This window comes from Akkermansia sp. N21169 (assembly GCF_029854675.1).
Classification (GTDB): domain Bacteria; phylum Verrucomicrobiota; class Verrucomicrobiia; order Verrucomicrobiales; family Akkermansiaceae; genus Akkermansia.
Window position 1 is genome coordinate 1 of record NZ_JARWNC010000028.1, and the last position, 16,929, is coordinate 16,929.

At 54.9% G+C, this 16,929-nt stretch carries 12 protein-coding genes; 7 read left to right on the top strand and 5 right to left on the bottom strand.

What is annotated here, in order from left to right; genetic code table 11:
* The coding region (locus tag QET40_RS02100; protein WP_280125517.1) for a hypothetical protein at nucleotides 1-2,173 on the bottom strand (2,173 nt) is incomplete at its 3' end.
* A 500-nt stretch (nucleotides 2,174-2,673) separates the two neighbouring features.
* A complete protein-coding gene (gene lpxB, locus QET40_RS02105) occupies nucleotides 2,674-3,801 on the bottom strand; it encodes a lipid-A-disaccharide synthase (protein ID WP_280125518.1) in 1,128 nt (375 codons plus the stop codon).
* Between the two features lie 108 nt (nucleotides 3,802-3,909).
* Between lpxB and QET40_RS02110 the strand changes: the two genes are divergently transcribed.
* Together QET40_RS02110 and QET40_RS02115 are read left to right on the top strand one after the other, a co-directional pair.
* The gene (locus QET40_RS02110) at nucleotides 3,910-4,560 is read left to right on the top strand and encodes a DedA family protein (RefSeq protein WP_280125519.1); all 651 of its coding nucleotides are present in this window, start codon (nucleotides 3,910-3,912) and stop codon (nucleotides 4,558-4,560) included.
* A 30-nt stretch (nucleotides 4,561-4,590) separates the two neighbouring features.
* Nucleotides 4,591-5,076, top strand: a complete 486-nt coding sequence (locus tag QET40_RS02115; RefSeq protein WP_280125520.1) for a C-GCAxxG-C-C family protein — start codon at nucleotides 4,591-4,593, stop codon at nucleotides 5,074-5,076.
* 19 nt (nucleotides 5,077-5,095) lie between these two features.
* Here QET40_RS02115 and QET40_RS02120 read toward each other — a convergent pair whose 3' ends face one another.
* The 3 genes from QET40_RS02120 to msrA are packed head-to-tail and all read right to left on the bottom strand — an operon-like array spanning nucleotide 5,096 to nucleotide 7,299.
* Nucleotides 5,096-5,839, bottom strand: a complete 744-nt coding sequence (locus QET40_RS02120; RefSeq protein WP_280125521.1) for a phosphodiester glycosidase family protein — start codon at nucleotides 5,837-5,839, stop codon at nucleotides 5,096-5,098.
* Nucleotides 5,836-6,744, bottom strand: a complete 909-nt coding sequence (locus QET40_RS02125; protein ID WP_280125522.1) for a nucleotidyltransferase family protein — start codon at nucleotides 6,742-6,744, stop codon at nucleotides 5,836-5,838. The genes QET40_RS02120 and QET40_RS02125 overlap by 4 nt, the downstream gene beginning before the upstream one ends.
* Before the next feature lie 27 nt (nucleotides 6,745-6,771).
* Entirely contained in the window at nucleotides 6,772-7,299 is a 528-nt protein-coding gene (gene msrA, locus QET40_RS02130; protein WP_280125523.1) for a peptide-methionine (S)-S-oxide reductase MsrA, read from the bottom strand.
* A 174-nt stretch (nucleotides 7,300-7,473) separates the two neighbouring features.
* On the opposite strand from msrA, the gene QET40_RS02135 reads away from it, so the two are divergent.
* Genes QET40_RS02135 through QET40_RS02155 form a run of 5 tightly spaced genes read left to right on the top strand, consistent with a single transcriptional unit; the run spans nucleotide 7,474 to nucleotide 16,898 of the window.
* The gene (locus tag QET40_RS02135) at nucleotides 7,474-8,802 is read left to right on the top strand and encodes a hemolysin family protein (RefSeq protein ID WP_280125524.1); all 1,329 of its coding nucleotides are present in this window, start codon (nucleotides 7,474-7,476) and stop codon (nucleotides 8,800-8,802) included.
* A 3-nt stretch (nucleotides 8,803-8,805) separates the two neighbouring features.
* Nucleotides 8,806-10,146, top strand: coding sequence for a hemolysin family protein (locus QET40_RS02140; protein WP_280125525.1), 1,341 nt, complete (start codon nucleotides 8,806-8,808; stop codon nucleotides 10,144-10,146).
* 31 nt (nucleotides 10,147-10,177) lie between these two features.
* Nucleotides 10,178-10,816 (top strand): NAD(P)H-dependent oxidoreductase, encoded by a 639-nt coding sequence (locus QET40_RS02145; protein ID WP_280125526.1) that lies wholly within the window; start codon nucleotides 10,178-10,180, stop codon nucleotides 10,814-10,816.
* Nucleotides 10,817-10,824: 8 nt separating this feature from the next.
* Entirely contained in the window at nucleotides 10,825-13,725 is a 2,901-nt protein-coding gene (locus QET40_RS02150) for a PD-(D/E)XK nuclease family protein (RefSeq protein WP_280125527.1), read from the top strand.
* Nucleotides 13,722-16,898, top strand: coding sequence for a UvrD-helicase domain-containing protein (locus QET40_RS02155; protein ID WP_280125528.1), 3,177 nt, complete (start codon nucleotides 13,722-13,724; stop codon nucleotides 16,896-16,898). The genes QET40_RS02150 and QET40_RS02155 overlap by 4 nt, the downstream gene beginning before the upstream one ends.
* Nucleotides 16,899-16,929: the final 31 nt, after the last annotated feature.

Genomic DNA, 16,929 nt, shown 5'->3' on the forward strand with positions numbered 1-16,929 from the left:
AATCCCCTCCCCCCATGTTGAGAGAGGAGACGAGCAGGAACCCCGCGTTACTCCCGTCCTCAATCGTAAATGTCCCTGTGGTTTCGTTAAAAGACAAAGTTTCTTTAACATTCAGAGTGACTCCGTTTAGCGTCAGGGAATCAGCCGTCGTTTCATCCGTGTCGAGGGTAACGATTAGGTTCTTCATGGAGTAGACGGTATCTGATCCTTTGGGATTCAAGGTCGTAACACCGCCGGGCCGTGCATAGGTCAGATTATCTCCGGACGGAGAACCGTCGACGAGATTGTTGATTTTTGAAAACAGGATTTTGTTGCCGGAAACAGAACTTCCATACAAGACTCCGTCGATATCGGCCAGAATGGACTTGTCGACCCAGGAAGTGTCTCCCACAAGTGAGGCAGTCAAATCGAAGTTGGTCAGTTGACCGTCGGTAATGTTGGCACCGGACAATTTGAAGGTGAGCGTGGAATCTTCCAACAGGGAAAGATTACCCATATTCAGCGTGTTGGAACCACCAGCCAGATCCAGACTGATCGAAGAGATCCCGGAAAGGGCTGTTGCTCCGAGCGTTTTGCCGAGAAGGCCGGATACTTCGGCATTGTCCATCAGGAGCAATTGACCGGAAAGATCTGTCGAAGAAGCCAGAGAGAGGGAGCCGGAGAGTTGCAGGGAACCCTGGGCTCCGATATTGACAGCTTGTGTCAGTCCCGTCGATGCCCCCAGAGACAAACGGCCTTCCCGAATGGTGATTGCTTTGTTGATGGCGGACAAGTCGCCGCTTAGCGTTTGCGTTCCCTTGCCTTGTTTGACCAGGGAAATGTTGGCTCCTATGGAACCGGTATATTCCGTCGTGCTGTTTTCAGCATTATTGAAGGTCAGAACCCTTGCCGTATTGTCCGCGCTACGGACGGTTACGAAAGCATTGCTGTTTTTCAATCCTCCGATGGTAGCATCGTTGGAAAGTTCCAGAATGGCCTTGCCTTTGTCCGCTGCCTTGCCCGCAAGGTTGACCGTCATACTGGCCAGGGCATTGGCCGATGTGGGGTGCAAGATCAGCTCTCCAGTCTTTTCATTATTGTTCTGGACATTCAATGTTCCCGAGAAGGTACTTGTACCACTGACGTTGAGCTGGGATTTCCTGAGGTCGTCCACATTGTTTCGAGTGACATTCAGGGTGATGGAGGATCCATTATCCGCTACACCTTCTGTTGTTCCCAGCCCATTCAAGTTGATGATGGCGCCTCCACGGAAGTTGAGGGTTGAATTGGATGAAACGTCGATGGTTCCGGCGTCATAGGTATTCAGAGTATCGGAACCGCTGTATCCGATGGCCAGCGTACCTCCGGCAAGGACGGTATTTTTCATTCCGGCACCATTGACAATGCCCGTTTTAAGAAGCACCATGCCTCTTTGGACTTTCAGATATCCGGTGAAGTCCTTGAAGACTTTCGTATTGTCTCCGTCATCGCTACCGAAAAACAAGTCTTTGGCTCCTTCCTTCAGGATTTCACCGGAACCTGTGACAGTACCGGTCATATAGATCGTATTGGTATGGACTCCTATCCGGGTTCCTTTGGACATGATCTCCCAGTTGCCGACGAAGGTTGCTCCGGAATCGGTACGAAAAGCGCTATGATAATAGCCGGGATAGCTCGATTCAGAATCCCCGCTCCATGTACCTTGTCCGAGGATGAAGTCATTGGTAATATTCGTGTTGCCAAAATTGAGCCATAAATGACCTCCATCAAGAATAATTGTTCCCGCGTTTTTGATGATGTCGTAGCTGGTAATTTGGAAACGCCCCTGTTCCAGAGACAGCGATTTGGACGTAACTCCGGCATTAATTTTGAACGACGAATTGGTCGCATTGCCTCTCAGCTTGACATTGTATCCGTCGGCACTGATTCCCGGAAGGGTTTTCAAAGATGATGCATTGTAGTTGAGGAACCAGTCCGTATCCTTGTCGGCGGTCAGTGTTTCCGATGGATTGGCGGTCAGTGTAATCGTTTCATAGGCGATTTCGTCGGCCGCCTGTGCCTGTTCGGAGACGAAGCAGGAGATGAGACAGGTTCCGATCACGGCCGTTCCGGTAGCGACGGAGGAGAATACTGTAGCGGTGTGCATGCAGGCAACAACGGCCGCACGCAAAAGCGAGGGTAAGCGTAGTTTCATGAGAAAGAGAAGAAAGAATTTACCTTTCTCTGATATAGTATCCAAAATACATTGACAAGCGGAAAGTTGACTTTTTTTTGATGGGTTGTCTTGATGCTTGCAAATTGTATTTTGTAAAGTTATTTAACTGCTATATGCGCTTATTATAAATGAATTAGATCATAAATGAATCGCAATTATCACGAGTTATTTTACAAAAAAACAGGATTTGATATTGTATGTGATACGTATCCGGGAACCCGAGTATTCCTATTGTGTTCACAGGACGTGAACGGTTGTATAAAATTATCGTTAATCGTGTATAATAGACACATAGAGAGAGGGAAAGGAAAGAGAAAGAAAGCAGATTCTGAAAACAGAGACTCCAGAGAAACGGGTATATTTTCAGAAATATCGGTGTGACATATAAGCGTCCTCGCCACTATTCGAGGAAGAGTTATAAAAGATAAAAACCCTTCTCCCTCAAGAGGACGGAATTTTGCCGGAAGGACGGGAAAAAATCAAATTCCGGTGTCCGGGAACAAGCCCAGGACTGTTTGGGCGGCTTTGGCCGCTGCTCCGCCGTGACCGAGCTTGTCGGTGGCTTCCTTCATGTTTCCGAGAACTTCTCGGCGGACGTTGGGATCCATGAGGCGTTCGATTTCGGAAGCGACGGCAATGGGGGTGAAGTCGTGCTGGATCAATTCCCGGACGACGGGGCGTTGTGCCAGGATGTTGACCATGCCCAGGAACTGGATGTTGATGACGGCTCTGCCGACGAGATAGGTTAAATAGGCGACTTTATAAACGAGGACATAGGGAAGCCGGTGCAGGGCGGCTTCGAGGGTGGCGGTTCCGGAGGCGACGGCGGCGGCGGCGGCGCGATCCATAAGGTCGTGATAGTTGCCGACGCGGATGTCGAGGGCTTCCGGGCTGAGACCGGCATCGACGACCATGGCGCGCATGATGTCCGCCAGCCTCTCATTGGAAGCGGCGGTTTCAAAACGCCAAAGCGGGTGAGTTTTGCGCAGCATCATGGCGGTTTGAATGAAAACGGGGAAGTGGCGTTCGACTTCGCGGGTACGGCTTCCGGGGAAAAAACCGATGAGATCCGGTTCCCGAATGTCCGTCCGGCGGTCTGCCAGGATGTCGTCGACGAGAGGGTGTCCGACAAACTCCGTAGGGAGACCTGCGTTTTCGAACAATTGCTTTTCAAAGGGAAAGATGCACATCATCAGGTCAAGCATCTTGACCATTTTCGGGATGCGGCCCTTGTGCCAGGCCCAGACCTGGGGAGAGATGAAGTAAACGATTTTGGTATCGGGGCAGTATTTGCGGACGCGTTCCGCAAGGCGCAGGTTGAACCCCGGATAGTCGATGAGGATCAGGCATTCGGGCTTTTCCCGTTTGATGCGTTCCAGCATGCCGAGAAGGTGTTTTTTGAACCATCCGTAGCGTTTCAAAACTTCGACAAGCCCGACGACGGCAGCTTCATCCGCCCAGTTTTCGACCTGGGGGCAGAGTTCGTGCATGCGTTCTCCGCCGAGACCGGAAAATTCGATATCGGGATTCAGCCGGGTTAGTTCACGCATCAGGAGGGCACCGTGTTTGTCCCCGCTCATTTCTCCGGCGATGATATAAAATTTCATGGTAGGCTGCTGAACCGAATCTCGTTTTCGTGAGAATGATAATGGAATGGTTTCCTTGGGGCAATAAAAGACTTTTCAAGCCCTGCTTATTGTGCAGACTGTGCGCGTATGTTTCATGATTTGCTAGTACTGTGGATGAGCTGGGTGGAGGACTGGGGGTATGCCGGGGTGGTGATTTTGATGGCGATGGAAAGTTCGATTTTCCCGGTGCCGAGTGAATTGGTGATACCGCCGGCCGTGATGCATGACAACATGAGTCTCGTCGGCGTGATTGTTTCGGGGACATTCGGTTCCTGGCTGGGTTCCTCGATTACCTATGGCGTAGCGAGGTGGCTGGGCAGGCCGATCGTGATGAAGTGGGGCAAGTTTTTCTTCATGCCTCCGGCAAAGGTGGAAAAGGCGGAAGTGTTTATGCAGAAATATGAAGTGGGAGGAATTTTCTTTGCTCGTCTTTTGCCTGTGATCCGGCACTTGATTTCCATTCCGGCTGGTCTGGTGCGGATGAATTTCTGGATATTTTCCCTGGTGACTGTTCTTGGTTCTTTGACATGGTGTGCGGTGCTGGCCTGGTGCGGGCAGTGGGTTAAAGAGAAGAATCCCGGTGTGATGAACAGCCCGGAAGAGTTGATTGCCGCCGTGAAGGCTGAAAGCCATATGATCATTATCGGAGTAGTCATTCTCGCTTTGTTGTACTTCGGAATGCTGGCGCTGACCCGCAAAAGCAGGACGGAAGGAACAGAACCCGCGCAAGGAGAATAAGTTTTCCCTGGAAAATCCGAAAAAGGAAAAATGGAAACCGTTGCATCAAAATTGGAAGGAATTCCCCTGACTCCGCGCGTCCTTGCTGCGCTGGATTATTTTCACCAAGGGTACAATTGTTCGCAGTCCGTGTTTGCGGCATTTGCGGATTACTGCGGTTTGTCGCCGGATGCGGCGTTGCGTCTCTCGTCGCCCTTCGGAGCCGGTATCGGGCGGATGCGGGAGGTGTGCGGGGCTCTTTGCGGAGCGTCGATGATAGGCGGCGCCTTGAAAGGCAATGCAGGAGCTTTGCCGGAGGAAAAGGAACGTATTTTTTCCCTGGTCCGCGAATTTGCCGAGGCATTCAAACGTGAGTTCGGTTCCATGTACTGCCGGGATTTGCTGCATTTGGAATCGGCTGAGGAAAGCGCCCGTCCCTCCGTGAGGACGGCGGCGTACTATGCTTCCCGTCCGTGTGAACGGTGTGTGGCTTTTTGCGCCGCATTGGCGGATGGCCTTGTTCCGGGGGAAGGGTGACGGATTTCGGCTTTCCGGGTTATCTGGGAGCGACTCCGAGGTAGTTGCGTACGTTTTTCATCGAAGGAAAATAGACGCCGGTTTCGTGGCACCAGAAAGAGGATGAACTGCCCCCGTCCAGGTTAAGGGCGGATTTGACGGAAAATTGGCCGAGACACCCCGGTGTGGCCAGCCAGGAGGCGAGTTCCGCGAGCGTTAGCGGGGAAGTCATGGCGATGCACCAGTTGCCCCGGCGATCCGTGGCGACGAAGGTGCGGTAGGTTGATTTGGTGTTGTTGAGTCCGGCGACGGGTTTGCCGTTTTCGACGAGGAACGGACCTCCCTGGATGGCTTCGCGCGGAGCGGCCCCCTTTTGTGAGGCAAAGGCTTTGGAACGTTGCAGGAAGATGCTTTTGCCTGAGTCCCAGAGAATACCGGAGACCGTGAAGGAACCGGTGGCTAGAGGAAAGTTTTTTTTCCCGTTTTGGATGACGATGCCTAGAGGGCTGCCTTCGGGATTTGCGCCGAAGAAGCTGCCGTTGATGCCTGCGACACAGGGCGATTTCTTCATGGCCTGGTCAAGGGAACCGTATTTGGGTTTCCGCATGTCGCCTTCGTCGAGGACGACCAGCCGGTGAGTTTTGGAGTTGAAGAAGTAGGCGTTGATGCGGTCGCTGACGGAGAAGATTCCTTCTTTGCGCGTGAATGTTTTGTGTTCCGCGTGAGCGGTCAGTGAGACGGCGCAAACGAGGAAAGGTATGATGAGGCGGCAGAGAGACATCATGAGCGGGAGGGGAGGAATACGGTGGAATCGGCCCGGGTATTTTCCGGAACGACGGCTCCGGGCCAGACGATGCAGGAATTGAGACGGCTCCCGGGGCCGACGATGGCTCCGGGACCGACGACACAGTCGGCGTCGAGTTCGGCTCCGGCGATGTCGGCGGACGGGGCCAGGCGTATGCAGGATGATGCCGGCAGGGCGGTGACGGGTGACCGATGGGCGGCAATATAGGATTCCGGAGTTCCCAGGTCCATCCAGTCTCCATCGTCCATGACGACGCCGTTGACCTGGCCGCGTTTGATCAACTCCAGCAAGGCGGGGACGATGGAAACGATTTCTCCGGGGGGGATCAGTGGGAGGATGTCTGCCGGGCGGACACAATAGATGCCGGTAAACTGGTGGGTGCCTGGATGAACGCCCAGGGCATGTCTCATGTCCGTGATTCGTCCGCTGGCGGGATCGAAACCTACATTGCGCGTGGTGCCTGTACTGCGGAGTCCGAGCGTAGCGGATGCACCGGACAGGATGTGTCCCCGGACAAGAGTGTCCAGGGGCAGGTTGGAGACGATGTCCCCGTTGTGAATGATCAGAGGGGAGTCTTCGTCCAGAAGGTCTGCGATGTTTTTCAGGCCGCCTCCCGTGTCGAGCAGGACGGGTTCGTGACGGAAACGGAGCGTACAGTCTTCCCAGAGACCGTCCGGAAAGAGTTCATCCCAGACATGCGGAAGGTGATGGGTATTGACGATGAAGTTCCGGATACCGAGCTCCTTGAACCGGCGCATCGTATGAACGACCAATGGATCCTGGAAGACGGGAATCAAAGGTTTGGGGCGTATGTCGGTCAAGGGGCGGAGGCGTGTTCCCAAACCGGCTCCCAGAATGAAGGCCTGGATGGCGGAGGATTCCATACGGAGACGTGAAGAAGTTTGGATGGATCAATGATGATCCAGTCCCAGTTTTTTCAGTTTAGGACGGATGACAAGACGGCAGTAGCCGTTCTTCTGCCAGTTGTTGCGGTAGTAGTCCATGTGGTACTGTTCCGCAGGATAGAACGTTTCCGCCGGGTCGATCCGGGTGACGACGGGGACGTCATAGCGTGCCGCTTCATTGGCAACGGCTTTTTCCGCAGCGCTTCTCTGGGTTTCGTCATGGTAGAAGATGACGCTTCTGTATTGGGTGCCGACATCTTCCCCCTGACGGTTGAGCTGGGTGGGATCGTGAAGTTTGAAGAACCATTCCAACAGGGTTTCGTAGGTGATGAGAGCTGGGTCGTACACGATGCGGACGGTTTCCGCATGGCCCGTTTCCCCCGTGCAGACTTCTTCATAGGTCGGGTTTTCTTTGCTCCCCCCCATGTATCCCGGAGTGGCGGAGAGAACGCCGGGAAGTTGCGAGAAGGCGGCTTCCGAACACCAAAAACAGCCCGTCCCGAAATCGGCAATCCGCGTTGATTGATCTTCCATGCACGGAAGCATAACGATTCTGTCTGCTGATGCGAGCCGAATCCGGGGAATATCCCGGATGACCCGCGTCATGCCGATTGTTACAAAAATTCATAGAATCTTGACAGGATTGGGATGTTTTCCATATTATGACCTTTCAAAAATTCGTTCCCGCAAGAGGGGACATTCTCATCTATGCCAGCGTTTGTAATCGCCGTAATCGTTTTCCTCATTGTCGTCAATGCGCTCTATGTGGCGGCCGAATTTGCCGTCGTCAGCGTCCGTGCCAGCCAGATCCGCGGGATGGCGGATGAAGGGAGCCGTCTGGCGTCCGGGCTGCTCGGTATTATGTCCGAGACGTCCCGCCTGGATAGGTACATTGCGGCCTGCCAGTTCGGCATTACCATTTCCAGTCTGATCCTGGGGGCCTACGGACAAGTGTCCCTGACGGCTTATCTGTACCCGCTTCTGGAACACATGGGGATGGGGACTGCGGCGGCATTGTCAGTATCGGCTTTGGTTGTGCTTGTCTTTTTGACTGTGTTCCAGGTGATTGCCGGGGAACTGGTGCCCAAATCCGTGGCGTTGCAATTCCCGGTTCAGGCGGCCTTGTACACATATCTGCCGCTCAAGTGGTCATTGGCGGTGTTTTCCCCGTTCATCAGTTTGCTGAATGGGAGCGGCCTTTTGATTTTGAAAATGCTGCGGATTCCGCACGGCAGCCACCACCATATCCACTCCCGCGAGGAAATCGACATGTTGCTGGAGGAAAGCCGTGACGGCGGTCTGTTGCCACCCGATGAACATGACCGTTTGCAAAAGGCCCTGGACCTGGAGGATTTGACCGTTGGGAGGATCATGATTCCGAGGATTCATCTGGGAATGCTGCCGATGGATGCTCCTCCGGGGGATCTGGAACATCTGATGGAGAAATCGCCCTATACGCACATTCCCGTCTATGAAGGGGAGCGTGACAATGTCGTGGGCATGCTGCACATTAAGGAAGTGGCTGCCCAGTATGCGGCGAGGGGTGAACTGCCTCCGTTGAGGAAGTTGATTGCCCAGGTTCCGTTTGTTCCCGAGTACCAGAAGATGGACAAGTTCCTTCCCCTGATGCGGGAGAAACGGGCCCAGCAGGCCTTTGTCGTCGATGAATACGGACGCTTTGTCGGCATGGTGACCATGGAACGCATCTTGAGCGAAATGCTGGGCGAATTCGGAGATGAATTCCACGCAGGCCGCCAGTCCGTTGAAATATTGCCGGATGGGGCTGTCAGGTTGTCCGGTTTGATCCGGAGACACGCCGTCGAGTCGTGGATCCCCGGGATCGAGGACATGGAAGACGATGCCAATACGCTGGGCGGTTGTATCCTTCTGGCCCTTTCCCGGCTTCCCAAGGCGGGGGAGACAATTGATTTTGCCGGCAAGCGCATTTTGATCGAGCGGGTGAATAACAACATGATCGACTCCGTCGTTATCCTGCCGGATACCGGGAGTTTGCAGGATGGAAAGGAGGCTCGTTAACCCATGGACTGGGAAACGATAGGGATCATTATTGTTTTGATCCTGCTGAACGGATTGTTCGTGGCAGCCGAATTTACGCTTCTGGGCGCTCCCCGGGCCGCTTTGGAACGCCGGTCTTTACAGGGTGGGTTCGGCAGCGGAACGGCCGCTCTCGTCGTCAGAATCTTGAAGAATCCCCGGCTTCAGGACCGCTATATTGCGACGGCGCAGCTGGGCATTACTTTTGCGAGCCTGGGGCTGGGCATGTTCGGCGAGCATGCCGTAGCTGTTTGGATTTACGATTTTCTCGAGCAATTCGGGGCTGAAAACTGGTTCGTGTCTCATGGCATTGCCAGTATTTTGGCTGTTTCGTTCCTGACGTATCTGCACATCGTGCTGGGAGAAATGGTGCCGAAATCCCTGGCACTGATGTATGCCGCGCGATTGTCCCTGATCATTACCATTCCGATGCAATGGATCAAGTTCGCCATGTATCCGCTGGTGGTCGGGCTGAACGCAACGGGGAATTTCCTGTTGAAAGGTCTCGGCATTCAGCGTTCCCTGGATAGTGGGTTTTACCATACGCCGGAGGAGATCCGCTACATTGTGGACGAGAGCCGCTGCCATGGCGCTCTCAATGAGGAACCAGGGCGACTGATGCAGGATTTGTTCGATTTCAATGCTTTGACAGCCCACGAGGTGATGACGCCGCGCGTCCGCATCGAAGGGTTGCGTCTCGGGGCGACCACGGATGAAATCCGTACCATTGTTCGTAAAACGCGGCGGACCCGCTACCCTGTTTACCGGGGTGATCTGGATCATATTATCGGCATGATCCATGCCCGTGACGTGTTCCTGTTGATGAATCGCAACAAGTCTTTGGACGAGTTTGTCGTCCATACGGTTCCCTTCGTTCCGATGACAATGAAGCTGGATGACGTCGCGGAAACGATGCGCGGAGCGAACTCCCGCATGGCGGTGGTAATGGACGAGCACGGCGGTACGTCGGGGTTGATTACGATCCAGGATATTTTTTCCGAGGTGATCGGGGAGACGAACGGCAATTCCCTCCGCAAGGAGGAAGTCGTCATGTTGCCCGACGGTTCCTGCCAGGCTGAGGGGACGATGCGGCTGGACGAAGTGGGGGAATTGTTCGGCAGAGAGTTGGAATATGAATCCGTCGATACGGTCAGCGGTTTGATTCTTTCCCTGTTGGAACGTCCTCCGCGCATCGGAGACAAGGTTTGCTACTCCGGATTTTCCTTTCAGGTACTGGATGTCGAGAACCGCGGCGTGGAACTGTGCCGGATTTCGTATGACGATACTTCGGAGGATTCCTCCGCCGGTGGAGAAGTGACTGCTTGATTCCTTCTTCATTCCGGCCCATACTTGCATCATGAATCCGAAAGACTATTTGGAGGTTCTTGAATGGCGTTATGCATGCAAGAAGTTCGACCCGTCGGCATCCATTGATCCCAGTGTGATGGATGCACTGGAAGAAAGCCTGCGTTTGGCCCCGTCATCCATCGGGTTGCAACCCTGGTATTTCGTAGTCGTTGCAGACCAGGAGCTTAAAAAGTCTCTGCGCGGGATAGCGATGAACCAGTCCCAAGTGGAGGATTGTTCCCGGTTTGTCGTGATGTGCGCCCTTCGCGATCCGTCTGCGGAGGATGTGGAACGCTATCTGGCCCGGGTGGAGGAAATGAGGGCGCCGTCTGCAGAAAAGATGGAAGCCTCCCGCAAGTTTTATTCCGGAGTCCTGTCTTCTCGCACTCCCGAGGAGCGTGCCGCTTGGGCTGAAAATCAAGTGTATCTGGCTTTGGGGTTCCTGCTGAGCGCAGCAGCTTTGATGAAAGTCGATTCCTGCGCCATCGGCAGCCTGGACGGTCCGAAGTGCGATGTTCTGCTGGGATTGGACAAGACTCCGTACCGCACTGTGCTGGGGGTTGCCCTGGGGTATAGAAGTCCGGAAGATACTTATGCCGCTGAGGCGAAGGTTCGTTTCCTCCGCGGCGATGTGCTGGAAACGAGGTAAGATCCGGCATGATGCAATGCGTCCATCTAGGGTGGAATCGCCGGTTGGTTGAAACAGTGGCGGAGCGTCTTCTTGAGGAGGGTTCTTCTTGGGACGGCCTATTGTTGTTAATACCGACGGTGGAATCAGGTAAACGCTTGCGAGAGGCGCTGGTTCGGCTGGCTCCGGGCCACGCCGTGATTCCCCCCCTGATGATGACGGCTGAAATGCTTTTGGAACGGGCGCACGGGAATTCCGTCCGTGACCGTCTTCTGACGGAATTGGCATGGGCGCGCGTGATTTGCTCCCATCGGGAATCCAATGCCTTGATTCGGACGGCTCCTGTCGAGCGCACTCTTTCGTGGGGGCTTTCCATGGCGGATATTTGTTTGCGGGCACGGAGGACGCTGGGAGAAAGCATGATGCGGTTCGCCGATGTCGTCCGTCATCCGGAGACACCGCCCGAGGAGGCGGAACGATGGCAGGTACTGGATGATTGGGAACGCGAGGCTGTGTTCATGGTTGAATCCTGGGGGGGGCACGACCCCCTTTTGGAAGAGCTCGACTGGGTACGGAGCCCCCGGCTGCCGGAAGGCATATGTCGTGTGGTTGTCGCCTGTGTGCCTGATCCCCTGCCTTTGGCGATGCTGGCTTTGCAGAAATGGGCCGATGCTCCGGATGCCTCCTATGAGAACCGGATAGTGGAATGCTGGGTGCATGGACCGGAAGATTTTGCCGTAGATCCCTGGGGAAGGCCTATTGGCCGAAATGTAGATGACGGTGCCGGGGATATGGTCATTCCTCTTCCATCGGGAGAGGAACCGCTCGTTCTTCGTCAGGGACCGGAGGGGATGGTGGAGGAAATCGTCCGTTTTTTTGCGGAATCCGGTTCGGATAATTCCGATTGCTCTATCGGGTTGTGTGATCCGGCGTTTGCGGCTTCCGTGCGGGACGGCGTATCATCGGCAGGATGGAGCGTGTATCGTTCGGGGGGGGACGAATCCGTCCGTACCGGGGTTGTACGCCTGCTGGAAGGAGTGAAGGATGCTATGAATGCCCCGGGTGATTGGTTGCCTGTCGATCAGTTGTGCCGTTCGGGGGTGTTGGCTGCCGCTCTGAAGTTGCAGGATCCGTTCGGATTGTCCGTCATGCTGGACGAATTGGCTGATAAGCATATTCCGCAGAGCCTTTCCTTTGTCCTTACACTGATGCGGCGAGAAGACGCGGGAGGATGGAAACTGCGCGACTTCGAGAAGATTCTGCAATGGCTGGAAGAATGGACAAAACAGGGAGTCGGCGCTACAGCTGCTTCCCTGGTGGAACGGTTACTGTCCGCAGGGTGGGGCGGAGAGTTCCAGGAGGCTCTTCTCGACAGGTTGGGAGATATGGCGTCGGTGGTGGCTTCCCTGGAGGACGGAATCCCCGGTTTTTCCGTCCGGGATGCTATGGTGTTGTTGTGTCGTGCCATGAAATCGGTTCGCGTGTATGCCGACCGCGACAACCGTGACGTGTCCATGCAGGACTGGATGGAACTGGCCTACGACCCGGCCGGTACTCTCGTCCTTGCCGGCATGCACGAGGGATGCATCCCCGACAACGAATTTGAAGATCCCCTTTTGCCGGAGGGAATGAAGCGCAAGCTCCGGCTAAGGAGCCGGACCCAGCGGTTTTACCGGGATGCGTTTTTATACCGGGGGATGATTGAATCCCGGCGCGAGTGCGGGAGAGTGCGCGTGCTCGTCGCCCGTGAAAATCCGTCTGGCGTGCCCTGCAAGCCGTCTTCCCTCCTGCTGCAATGCCCGGCTGAAGATTTGCCGGAGAGGGTTTTACTCTTGTTCGGCGATGCCGCGGAGCCGCCGAAGAGCGTTTCCCGTGACGAGACGGGGTGGCATCTCGTACCTCCCGTTCAAAGGAATCCGTGGGCCGATCAGGCGGCGGAGTGGAAGAGCGGCGGGGAGATGGATCTTTTGGTGCGGAGAGTCAGCTTTTCTCCCAGTTTGTTTGCATCCTTCCTGTCGTGTCCCAAGCGGTTCTGGCTGGAGAAGGTATGCCGGTTCGAACGGCTTGATCTGGGGAAGGAGGCCAATGCGATGCAGATCGGAGAGGATATCCACAGGTGTGTTGAACGTCTTGGCCCCGGCGGAGATTTGTACGAAGAACGCCGGGAGGAAGTTTTGTCCCGTGCTTTGCAGGAGGGATTGATGCAGGAATTTTCCAGAAAGTACGGGCAGGAACTAACCCTGCCTCTGCTGGTGCAGAGAGATTACGCATTGCAGCGTTTGGAACGTATGGCGGCGATCCATCTCCAGGCTTTGAGAGAAGGTTGGTCCGTGGTTGGCGTGGAGAAAAAGATCGTCTGGGTTCCCTGGACGGATCTTCCTGTTGAGTTGAACATGCGCATCGACAGGTTGGAGGTCAATGAGCATACGGGCACTCTCCGTGTGGTGGACTTCAAAACGGGCAAGGGTAAAACACCGGAAGAGGCCCATTTGGCGAATCTAAGCGCTCGGGCCGTGTCCATGCTGGCCGAGTGGTTTCCCGGTTTGGAACCGTTGCCTGCCGAAGGGAGAAGCAAATCGTTGCGGCGCTGGCGCAATCTTCAGCTTCCTCTTTACGTTCTGGCCGCGGAAAATATGCTGAGGGAGATGTACGGTGTTTCCGATGTTGTTTCCGCCTATTTCAATTTGCCGATTCTTGCGGAACAAACGGGTATTGTGGAATGGGGGGGGCTAAACCGTGATTTGTTGGAATCTGCCGGAGCATGGGCGCATTTCATTGCGGATATCCTGCTGAACCGCGATTTGTCCGTTTTGCCTTCCGCCGAGTCCCTGGGGTGGGAGACGTACCCGAATGATCCGTTTGCGAAGATTTCTCCGGACGGTCTGGACCATTTGTTTGCGTCTCCGGTCAAGGAAGGAGGCCGGGCATGAATATTCGTCCTTATATCAGTACGCGTATCAGTGCGTCTGCCGGTTCCGGGAAGACCTACCAGCTTTCCCTGAGGTTTATTGCCCTTCTTGTGCTGGGTGTCCCTCCGGAAAGGATGATTGCCCTGACGTTTACGCGCAAGGCCGCCGCCGAATTTGCCGACCGTATCATGTTCCGCCTGGCGAAGGGGGCGGCGGATGAGAACGAAGCCGCTCGTCTGGCCGGGGAAGTAGCGGAAACGATTCGCGGAGATTCCGACCATCCGGGGCTTGTTCCGGAAGGTACCTGGGACGGCCCTTTGCCAGACCGGGGCGTTTTCCTTTCCTTGCTGCGCTCCATGGTGTCCAACCTGGGGCGTCTGAACATGAGTACGCTGGACAGTTTTTTCGCACGGATGGCTATGGCGTTGAGTCTGGACCTCGGGTTGGCTGCGATTGAAGTGCTGGAAGACGACCGTCTTGCCGACGACCGGGCCCGGGTGCTGCAGGAGTTGTATTCCCATGCTCTGCTGGATGAGGGTGAAAGAGAGGCCTTCCTGACCGGGTTCAAGCTGGCAACGGCCGGGCGCGAGAATGAGAGGCTGGATACCAGCTTACGAGAATTTGTCGAGAAGTACCACGACCTTTACCTTCAGAACCCCGAACGGGAGAAATGGGGAAATGAGCAATGGATCAGGCAGGGAGCATGGTGGAACGGCGCTCCGGAACGCTGGAAAATTTTCACATTGCTCCGGCATTTGGTAGAGGAGCGGAAAGGAGATTTGCCTGCCGGATTTTTCAATCAGCTAGATAAGTTCGTGGAATTTTCCCTGACGGGAGGAACCTTCAAATGGCCGTCGATTTTTTCTACTGAATTCGTGCAGGATCTGCGGCGAGGAATCGGGGATTTTTCATATTCCAGAAAGGAATATCATTTGGACCCCGTGCTGGTGGAGTCGCTTCTTGCCGTATGTGGAGCCGTGGTGAAGGATTTGGTTCTTTCCGGAGCTGAACGGATGCGAGGCATGTATTCGTTGATGAACCGCTTTGAGATGCTGTACAGTGCGCGGGTCAGGGCTGCGGGGCGTTTTATGTTCAGCGATGTAGCCCGTTTGCTTTTGCCTAAGGAATACGGTGGAACGTCCATGAATGGAGAGCTGGCCGAGCCGATGGCGGGATTGCAATTCAGGATGGATGGCTGGTACGATCACTGGATGCTGGATGAATTCCAGGATACGTCGCTGATGCAGTGGCGCATTGTCGAACCTTTTCTGGACGAGGTTGTCCAGGATGCCGGAGGAGGGCGTTCTTTGTTTGTTGTCGGAGATGCCAAACAGAGTATTTATCAGTGGCGCGGAGGAAGTCCGAAGATTTTTGAAGGGCTGGCAACTCAGTCTCCATGGCGGGATGTGCTCCAGGAATGGTCGATGGATGTCAGCTACCGTTCATCGCCGGTGGTACTTTCGTTTGTCAACCACGTCTGCGATTTCAAACGGACGGCTCCCGATGCGTCTCCGGGGGCATTGGACCGTTGGATTTTTCATCCGCATCGGGCAGAAGGAACGGCGGAGGATCTGGACGGTTGCGTCCAGGTATGGGAGGTTGAAAAAACCGACCGTGACGATATCCTGCCTGGCAAACCGGAACACCGTGCCGTGACGGCATTGCTGAAACGAGTCCGCCCTCTGGAACGCGGGCTCGGGTGTGCCATCCTCGTCGGCTCCAATGCCCATGCCGCCGCAATGCGGGAGTGGTTGACCAGTGAACCGGGCGGGGGCTTTGCAGCAGATGTGGAGGCAGACGTTTCCGTAGGATCGGATTCTTCCATCGGGTTGGTCTTGACGGATTTTTTCCGATGGCTGAGCCATCCGGGAGACAGATTTGCCTGGAACCATTGTCTCCAGTCTCCTCTGAGACACTGGTTGTCCCGCGGGACGGAACATACGGTTTGGCGCACATGGAGACGGTTGTATGAATGCAGCGGTGTGTCGGCTGTGCTGACTGAATGGGAAAGACTGTTGGATCGGGAATTGCCGGGAATTTTGACGGATTTTCAACGTAACCGATTGGGAATTTGGAAGAGCGAATCTGCCGTATTCGATGCCAGGGGAGGGAGTTTGGACGACTGGCTGCGCATGGCGGAAACGATGAAGAAGCGCGAACATACCGCTTCGCGCAGCATCCAGATTATGACCTGGCATAAGGCCAAAGGTTTGGAATTCGACATGGTGGTGCTACCGACAGGGCCCATGAAGGCATTTGCCAACAAGACCCATCTGGAGATTCTACGGGAGGAGGATGTCTCCGGCGATGTCAGGAACATGATTTTTGCTCCGCCCTCCGATACGGCCGACAAGGACGAGACTCTGGCTGCTATGACGCGTGCCTGGGCGGAAGAGCAGGAGTATGAAGGATTTTGCAAGCTTTACGTTGCCATGACACGTGCGAAAAGGGCTTTGTATCTGTTTTTGCCTCCGGAACCGAAGACTGCCGCTGCCTCGTGCGGAGTGAGAACGATCCTTCGTCATGCCTGCTCTTCGCTGGATAGCGAGGAAGATTCTCTGGATGGTTCGGCTTTGTCCAATCTGGCAACCATGGGGCATGCATTATGGTATGAAAGCTTCCCTATCGGAGAAAATGCGGAATTGGCCGGGGAATCGGTTGCATACCGTTTTCCTTCTCCCGTACGCCGGAAGAGTTCCTTGTCTCCCTCCGTTCTGGAAGAGGGGGGGATTGTTTTGCCGGAGAGGGGGGCGGAGGATGCCCGTCGCCTGGGAACGCTGGTTCATGCTCTTTTCGAGAAGTTGGAATGGTTCACCGGAGAGTTCCCTCAGGATGGGGCGGATCCTGAAGCCGCAGCAATGGTGAAATCCGCGTTGGAGTCCGATGAATTCCGCAAGTGGCTCATAAGACCCGAGGGCGATGTGAGATTGTGGCGTGAATGTCCGGTGGCAGGCATGATTGAAGGGAATCCGGTCAATGGCATTGCCGACCGTGTGATGTTGCAAGGCGACCGGTTGACCGTTTTGGATTTCAAAACCGATGAGGAAGATTCCCCCTCCGTGCTGGAAGCCAGACATGCTCCCCAGCTGAGGTGCTATCGGGATTTATTGCGCCGCGTGTTCCAGGTGCCGGAGGAACGGGCTCAATGCGTCATCCTGGCGGTTCGCTCAGGGAAGGCGGTTGTCTTCCGGTAAAGGGGATGACCTATCGATTTGTTAAATCATG

What these genes read in the sequence shown, in the direction of transcription:
- QET40_RS02150 (WP_280125527.1), top strand. Translation starts at nt 10,825, where the DNA reads ATGATGCAATGCGTCCATCTAGGGTGGAATCGCCGGTTGGTTGAAACA.
- msrA (WP_280125523.1), bottom strand. Translation starts at nt 7,299, where the DNA reads ATGGAAGATCAATCAACGCGGATTGCCGATTTCGGGACGGGCTGTTTT.
- QET40_RS02145 (WP_280125526.1), top strand. Translation starts at nt 10,178, where the DNA reads ATGAATCCGAAAGACTATTTGGAGGTTCTTGAATGGCGTTATGCATGC.
- QET40_RS02115 (WP_280125520.1), top strand. Translation starts at nt 4,591, where the DNA reads ATGGAAACCGTTGCATCAAAATTGGAAGGAATTCCCCTGACTCCGCGC.
- QET40_RS02140 (WP_280125525.1), top strand. Translation starts at nt 8,806, where the DNA reads ATGGACTGGGAAACGATAGGGATCATTATTGTTTTGATCCTGCTGAAC.
- QET40_RS02120 (WP_280125521.1), bottom strand. Translation starts at nt 5,839, where the DNA reads ATGATGTCTCTCTGCCGCCTCATCATACCTTTCCTCGTTTGCGCCGTC.
- QET40_RS02135 (WP_280125524.1), top strand. Translation starts at nt 7,474, where the DNA reads ATGCCAGCGTTTGTAATCGCCGTAATCGTTTTCCTCATTGTCGTCAAT.
- lpxB (WP_280125518.1), bottom strand. Translation starts at nt 3,801, where the DNA reads ATGAAATTTTATATCATCGCCGGAGAAATGAGCGGGGACAAACACGGT.
- QET40_RS02155 (WP_280125528.1), top strand. Translation starts at nt 13,722, where the DNA reads ATGAATATTCGTCCTTATATCAGTACGCGTATCAGTGCGTCTGCCGGT.
- QET40_RS02110 (WP_280125519.1), top strand. Translation starts at nt 3,910, where the DNA reads ATGTTTCATGATTTGCTAGTACTGTGGATGAGCTGGGTGGAGGACTGG.
- QET40_RS02125 (WP_280125522.1), bottom strand. Translation starts at nt 6,744, where the DNA reads ATGGAATCCTCCGCCATCCAGGCCTTCATTCTGGGAGCCGGTTTGGGA.